The following is a 6,255-nucleotide window of genomic DNA, read 5'->3' as shown; positions in this document are numbered from 1 at the left end:
GGCGGCGACGGTGAGCAGCGGGTTGAGGGGAGATGGGGCAGGGGCGCCGGGTGGACGCGCGTCCGGGAGCAGGCCGGCGGGCGGATCGGCGCTGTCGGGGGTGGGGCCAGAGGTGGGGGCGGAGGTGAGGGCGTCAGGCGCCAGGGCTGCAAGAACGACGGCGAGCGGACGGTCGTCCGCCTCCGTCCTGTCCGCTCCGGCCAATCGCTCGTCCGCCTGCATCTGTCGTCCGCTCTGGGGAAATCCGGGGGGAGGTATAGCAGGGTCGGGGCGACGGGGGGAACCTGGGGGTGGCAGAGTCAGGGTGGGGGAATCGAAGCCGACAACTCCCCTACCGGACCCCGCTGTTGCTGTAGTCGTACTGAACCCGCGGCGCGGTGGCGGGCGTGCCGGCGATCTTCTCGATCAGCGAGCCGATGCCGCCGCCCGACCGCGCGTCGGCCGATGCCATCGGTACTCCACTTGGCGGCACACCGCCGGGCATCGTGGCTGCTGGCGGCGCGCTTCCCGGCGGCGGGGTCCAGGCGGGGACGCCGTCCAGGCCGGGGAGCGGACGGGCCGGCTTGCCGGCATGGGCGTCCAGCATGAACTCCCGCCACAGCTTGGCCGGCAGGGTGCCGCCGGTGACCTTCTTCATCGCCTCGTTGTTGTCGTTGCCCAGCCAGACGCCGGCAACCAGATCGGCGGTGAAGCCGACGAACCAGGCGTCGTGATAGTCCTGGGTGGTGCCGGACTTCGCCGCCGCCGGGCGGTTCAGCCTCGCGCTGCGGCCGGTGCCGTATTCCAGCACGCCGGTCATCATCTGCGACAGCTGCACGGCATGGACGGGATCGACCACCGCGGCGCCGCCGCCACCCTGACGCCGGTAGAGCACGGTGCCGTCGCGGCTCTTGATCTCGGTGATGGCATAGGCCCAGACGGGAACGCCGCGGTTGGCGATGCCGGCATAGGCGCGCACCAGCTCCAGCGGCGTCACCTCGCTGGTGCCGAGCCCGAGCGACAGGTCGCGGGTCAGCGGCGAGGCGATGCCGAGGTTGGAGGCGATGCGCCGCACCCGGTCGGTGCCGACCCGGTCGATCAGCCGCGCCGTCGCGGTGTTGGAGGAATGGGCGAGTGCCGAGGCCAGCGTGATGCTGCCGCGATACTTGCCGTCGTAATTGCCGGGACTCCAGGTGCCGAGCTGCACGGGAGCGTCGTCGATCATGCTGTCGGGGGTCCAGCCGGACTCCAGCGCCGCCAGATAGACGAAGGGCTTGAAGGCCGATCCCGGCTGGCGCAGCGCCTGGGTGGCGCGGTTGAACTCGCTGCTGTCGTAATCGCGGCCGCCGACCAGGGCGCGGACGGCGCCGTCGGGACTCATGGCGACCAGCGCCCCCTGGCGGACATTGGCGGCGACGCCGGGGCCGGCGAGCAGAGCCTCCAGCCGCTGTTCGGCGGCGCGCTGCATCCTCAGGTCCAGCGTGGTGCGGACGATCACGTCGCCATGGTCGGGGCCGACGAAGCCCGGCACCAGATCGGTCACCCAGTCGGCGAAATAGCGGCCGTCGCCGCCAGGCTTGCGCTTGGGCGACGGCTTGGCGGTGCGGGCGGCGTCATACTGCGCCTGGGTGAGGTAGCCGGCGTCCAGCATCGCCGCCATCACCACCCGTGCCCGCTCCGCCGATTCGTCCGGGTTGGAGCTGGGGGCATAGCGCGACGGCGCCTTCAGCAGGCCGGCCAGCACCGCCGACTCGCGCACGTCGACCTCGGTCGCCGGCTTGCCGAAATAGGTGCGGGCGGCGGCATCCACCCCGAAGGTGCCGGCGCCGAGATAGACGCGGTTCAGATAGGCGGTGAGGATCTGGTCCTTGGTGAAGCGGCTCTCCAGCCACAGCGCCAGCATCGCCTCCTGGATCTTGCGCTTCAGCGATTTCTCGGGCGTCAGGAACAGGTTCTTGGCGAGCTGCTGGGTGATGGTCGAGCCGCCCTGCACCGCCCGGCCGGAACGCCAGTTGACGTAGACCGCGCGGGCAAGGCCCAGCGGGTCGATGCCGAAATGGCTGTAGAAGCGGCGGTCCTCGATCGCCAGCACGGCACCGACCAGATGCGGCGGCAGGTCGCGCACGCTGAGCGTCGTGCCGTGCAGGTCGCCGAAGCGGGCGAACTCGCTGCCGTCGGCGGCCAGCACGGTGATCGAGGCGCGGCGCTCGAACTGCGCCACCTTGGAAATGTCCGGCAGGTCGAGCGCGAACCAGGCCAGCACCGCCCCCAGCCCGATACCGCACCAGATGGCGGCGACGAGGCCCCACTGCACCAGCCGCTTGACCCAGCCGCCACCCTTGCGGGGCGGCTGCGGCGCCCGGCCGGGGCGGCCGGCCGGCGGGGACGGGGGCTGCGGCGGCTGGCTGCCGCCGGAGCGGCGGGCGGGCTGCTTCGGTTTCGGCAAGGAGATCCTTGGAAGGGAAATGGGCGGAAGAGAAATGGACGCCCATGCGCGACGCGGCCGGCGGGGCTGCCTGAGGGGCGTCGGCGGCGGGGCGGCGGAGGGCGGCGGGGATTTGCGGCGCGGCTTGCCCTTACCGGCGGTCGCCAGCCGGTCGCGGGCCAGTTCGACCGCCTTGGCGGCGAACAGGCGCGTGAACTCGCCGGCCGTCAGCCGGTCGAGCGGCGACGGGTCTTCGCGGGTGCGGAGCGGGCGGGGGCCGGCATAGAGCTGGCCCGCGCGATGGTCCGTCTGGTGGTCCGGTCGGTCGGCGGTCACGGCGCGCTCGCTGGCCCTGTCAGGTCTGTGTGGTGAGGGCGGGAAACGTTCCCGCTTCGATCCTCATACGCTCACAGCCGCCCGGCCGGAAGGCCGGCGGCGAAGCGACGATTATTTGTCTCCCGACCGTGGCGAAAGGATGACGCTATCCGCAATTGCGGGGGTGGGCGGATGCGGCGCCCCGCCTCCCCTGCCCGGCCGCCTCACTCGCGGTTGCGGTACTCGACCGGCACCCAGCGATAGGCGTCGCCGTCGCGCCGCAGACGGCCGAGTCCGGGGAAGGAAAGATGGGCGGCGGCGGTCAACTGGCCGCTGCCGGCCTCCTGGGCGAAGCGCTTCAGACGCTGGGCGCGGGCGGCGTCCTGGTCGATGTCGAAGGCGACGGTGGCGTCCGGATGCGGGAACTGCACCGGGCCGACATGGATGATGTCGCCCCAGAACTCGATGGACTCGCCACGGCTCGCCACCCGGTAGAAGGCATGGCCGGGGGTGTGGCCCGGGGTGGGGATCGCCGTGACACCCGGCAGGATTTCCGACTGTTCGCTGAAGGGCTTCACCTTGCCGGCCTTGAGGTAGGAGCCGACCGTGGCGACCGCCTCCTCATACAGGCGGGGCTGCAATCCCCTGGCGAGGTTGGCGCGGTCGAGGAAGAAGTCGATGTCGGCCTGACCGACATGGACCGTGGCGTTCGGAAACACCATCCGTCCGTCCAGCGTCAGCCCGCCGGAATGGTCGGTGTGGATGTGGGTGAGGAGGATGTCGGTCACCTGGTCGGGGCGGTATCCGGCCGCGGCCAGGCTGGCCGGAAGCTTGCCGCCATAGGGGCCGAACAGCCGGCCGGCGCCGGTATCGACCAGCAGCAGGCGCGGGCCTGCGTCGATCAGGAAGGCGTTGATCGAGGTTTCCAGCGGATCGCGCTCGAACCGCTCGGCCAGCAGCGCATCGATGCGCTCCGGCGGCAGCCCCTTGACCAGCGGCTTGATGCCGAGCGGCAGGGTGCCGTCGCTGAGCGCCGTGACGCGGAGGTCGCCGATGGCGAAGCGGTAGATTCCGGCGGCGGCGGGTTGGGTCGCCGATTGCGGAGTGGGCTGGGCGGCCGTGTTGTCGGCAGCCTGTCCGGCCGGGATGGCCGCGAACAGCAGGCCAACGGCCAGCACAAGCATCTGTGGCTTCATTTTCCTGTCCCTGGGGTGTTGCTCGGGGTGTTGCTCGACTCCGGCGGCGGTTCGTGGTCCGGCCGCCGCGCCTGTCCACCAACTAGCACCCGGGGCCGGCCTTGATTACCCGTCAGGCTTGGGCAACATTGTGCCGATTTCCGATCCAATCGGCGGGGCGGCGGATGCAGGACCTGAACGATACCATCGCCTTCGTGAAGGTGGTTGAGGAAGGCAGCTTCACGAAAGCCGCCCGGCGGCTGCGGCTGCCCAAGACGACGCTGAGCCGCAAGGTGCGCGATCTCGAACGCCGGCTCGGCATCCAGCTTCTGCACCGGACCACCCGCCGCCTCGGCCTGACCGAGGCGGGGACCGTCTATTTCGAACGCTGCCGCCGCATCGCCGGGGAGCTGGAACAGGCAGAAAACGCGGTGGCCCAGCTGCGCGACGCGCCGCGTGGCTGGCTGCGCCTCACCACCCCGCCGTCCTTCGGAATGAAGGTCATCGCGCCGCTCCTGCCCGAATTCCGGACCCGCTGCCCCGATGTCCGCATCGACCTGGTGCTGAGCCACGAGAATTTGGACCTGGTGGCGCGGGACATCGATCTGGCGATCCGGATGGGGACGCTGCAGGACTCCAGCATGGCGGCCCGCAAGCTGGGCGTCCTGCAGCGCCATGTCTACGCCGCCCCGTCCTATTGTGCCGCCCATGGCATGCCGGCCCACCCCGGCGAACTGATCCGGCACCTCACGCTGGCGAACATGACCGCCCGGCGCCCCTCCGGCTATGGCTGGCGCCTGTTCCGGACCGGCGGGGACGGCCATGGGGGCTTCCCCGGGGAGGAGATCGACGCCGCCATCGACCCGGTGATCGCGGCCGACGACCCGGAGATTCTGATCCCGACACTGCTGGCCGGCGGCGGGCTGGTGCTGGCCACGGACTTCGCCATGCGGCCCTACCGGTCCGCCGGGCAGGTGACACGGGTGCTCGACGGCTGGAAGGGAGCGGATGTCGACCTGCACGCCGTGTTTCCCGGCGGGCGGATTCAGCCGCCGAAGCTGCGGTCCTTCCTGGACTTCCTGACCGGGCGGATCGATCTGGAGGACGGCGCCGGCCAGGGATGAGCCCGCGCCCCCCGGTGCGCGTCACAGCGGCAGCGTCACCGTGGCGCGCAGCCCGCCTTCGCCGCGGTTCGCCAGGGTCACGTCGCCGCCATGGCCGCGGATGATGCTGCGGGCGGTGGACAGGCCCAGACCGACGCCGCCGGTGTCGCGGGAGCGGGAGCGCTCCAGCCGATAGAAGGGGGCGAAGACCTTCTCGAACTCCGCCTCCGGGATGCCGGGGCGTCGTTGTCGATGTGGATCTGGGCGTTGCTATGCTGACCGGCACCGTCCGCGCCGGTCTCCAGCCGGACGTGAAAGCGCCGCCATACTTGATCGCATTGTCCATCAGGTGGGCCAGCGCCGGGGCAGCGCCACCGGACGCCCCTCCGCCACCGCATGGGCGGGGCCTTCGTAGGCGGCGCGGTGGCCGGCATCGACGCGGTCGTCGCACAGGCTCTGCAGCAGGTCGGCAAGGTCGAAGCGGCCGCGCGGCTCGCGCTGGGCGTCGTCGCGGGCGAAGGCCAGCGTGGCGGAGATCATCGCCTCCATCTCGTCCAGGTCGGCCAGCATCCGCCGCTGCATCTCCGGATCGTCGACCAGCTCGGCGCGCAGGCGAAGCCGGGTGATCGGCGTCCGCAAATCATGGCCGATGGCCGCCAGCATCTGGGTGCGGTCAGTCACGAAGCGGGCAAGCCGCGCCTGCATGCGGTTGAAGGCGCGGATGGCGGCGCGCAGCTCGCGCGGGCCTTCCTCCCGCAGGGGATCGGCCTGCCCGTCGACGCTGAGCCGTTCAGCGGCGGCGGCGAAGCCGGCGAGCGGCCCCGCGGCCTTGCGGGCGGCCAGCAGCGAAACCACCAGGATCACCGCCGCCACCCCTCCCATCCACAGCAGAAAGCGGACGATGCGGAACGGGCCGGGCAGCGGATCGCCGCCGGTGAAGCTGAGCCAGGATCCGTCGCCGAGCCGCACCGACAGCCGGACATGCGGCCCCCAGCGCCGCGGCTCGTCGCCGCCCAGGAAGGGGGGAGGCGGGCCGGCACCGGCCCGGCCTTCGGGGGGAAGTTGCACCTCCACCACGATGTTGCGGTCGGCGGTGCTCAACTGCTCGCGCAGCCGGTGCCTCAACCCCTCGAACCGGGCGGCGGAAAAGGCGGGACCCAGCGGCGGCGGACGGTCGGGATGCCATTCGACGCGCAGCACCGGATCGTCGATGGCGCGCACCACCCGCGAGCGGTCGGGCGCCGGCGGCTTCCACCAG

5 protein-coding genes and 1 pseudogene are annotated in these 6,255 nt (G+C 71.7%); 1 reads left to right on the top strand and 5 read right to left on the bottom strand.

The annotated features are described in order from the left end of the window. From I71_RS39110 to I71_RS04050, 3 genes and pseudogenes are all read right to left on the bottom strand, one after another. Positions 1–222: pseudogene (locus tag I71_RS39110) on the bottom strand (hypothetical protein); the annotation flags it as partial. A 109-nt stretch (positions 223–331) separates the two neighbouring features. Beyond that, the gene (locus I71_RS04055; RefSeq protein WP_042690982.1) at positions 332–2,740 is read right to left on the bottom strand and encodes a transglycosylase domain-containing protein; all 2,409 of its coding nucleotides are present in this window, start codon (positions 2,738–2,740) and stop codon (positions 332–334) included. A gap of 203 nt (positions 2,741–2,943) precedes the next feature. After that, positions 2,944–3,915 carry an MBL fold metallo-hydrolase gene (locus tag I71_RS04050; protein ID WP_042690979.1) on the bottom strand — a complete coding sequence of 324 codons (972 nt, stop codon included), beginning with the start codon at positions 3,913–3,915 and terminating at the stop codon, positions 2,944–2,946. Positions 3,916–4,079: 164 nt separating this feature from the next. On the opposite strand from I71_RS04050, the gene I71_RS04045 reads away from it, so the two are divergent. Further along, a complete protein-coding gene (locus I71_RS04045; RefSeq protein WP_042690976.1) occupies positions 4,080–5,018 on the top strand; it encodes a LysR family transcriptional regulator in 939 nt (312 codons plus the stop codon). Between the two features lie 21 nt (positions 5,019–5,039). Here I71_RS04045 and I71_RS39440 read toward each other — a convergent pair whose 3' ends face one another. Beyond that, entirely contained in the window at positions 5,040–5,231 is a 192-nt protein-coding gene (locus I71_RS39440) for an ATP-binding protein (protein ID WP_280109844.1), read from the bottom strand. A 111-nt stretch (positions 5,232–5,342) separates the two neighbouring features. Then, on the bottom strand, positions 5,343–6,255 hold a 913-nt coding region (locus I71_RS04040), incomplete at its 5' end, for a histidine kinase dimerization/phospho-acceptor domain-containing protein (RefSeq protein WP_280109843.1).

It is taken from the genome of Azospirillum sp. B506, from assembly GCF_000333595.1.
Classification (GTDB): domain Bacteria; phylum Pseudomonadota; class Alphaproteobacteria; order Azospirillales; family Azospirillaceae; genus Azospirillum.
This window is presented reverse-complemented; position numbering and strand designations above follow the sequence as displayed.

What these genes read in the sequence shown, in the direction of transcription:
- I71_RS04050 (WP_042690979.1), bottom strand. Translation starts at nt 3,915, where the DNA reads ATGAAGCCACAGATGCTTGTGCTGGCCGTTGGCCTGCTGTTCGCGGCC.
- I71_RS04045 (WP_042690976.1), top strand. Translation starts at nt 4,080, where the DNA reads ATGCAGGACCTGAACGATACCATCGCCTTCGTGAAGGTGGTTGAGGAA.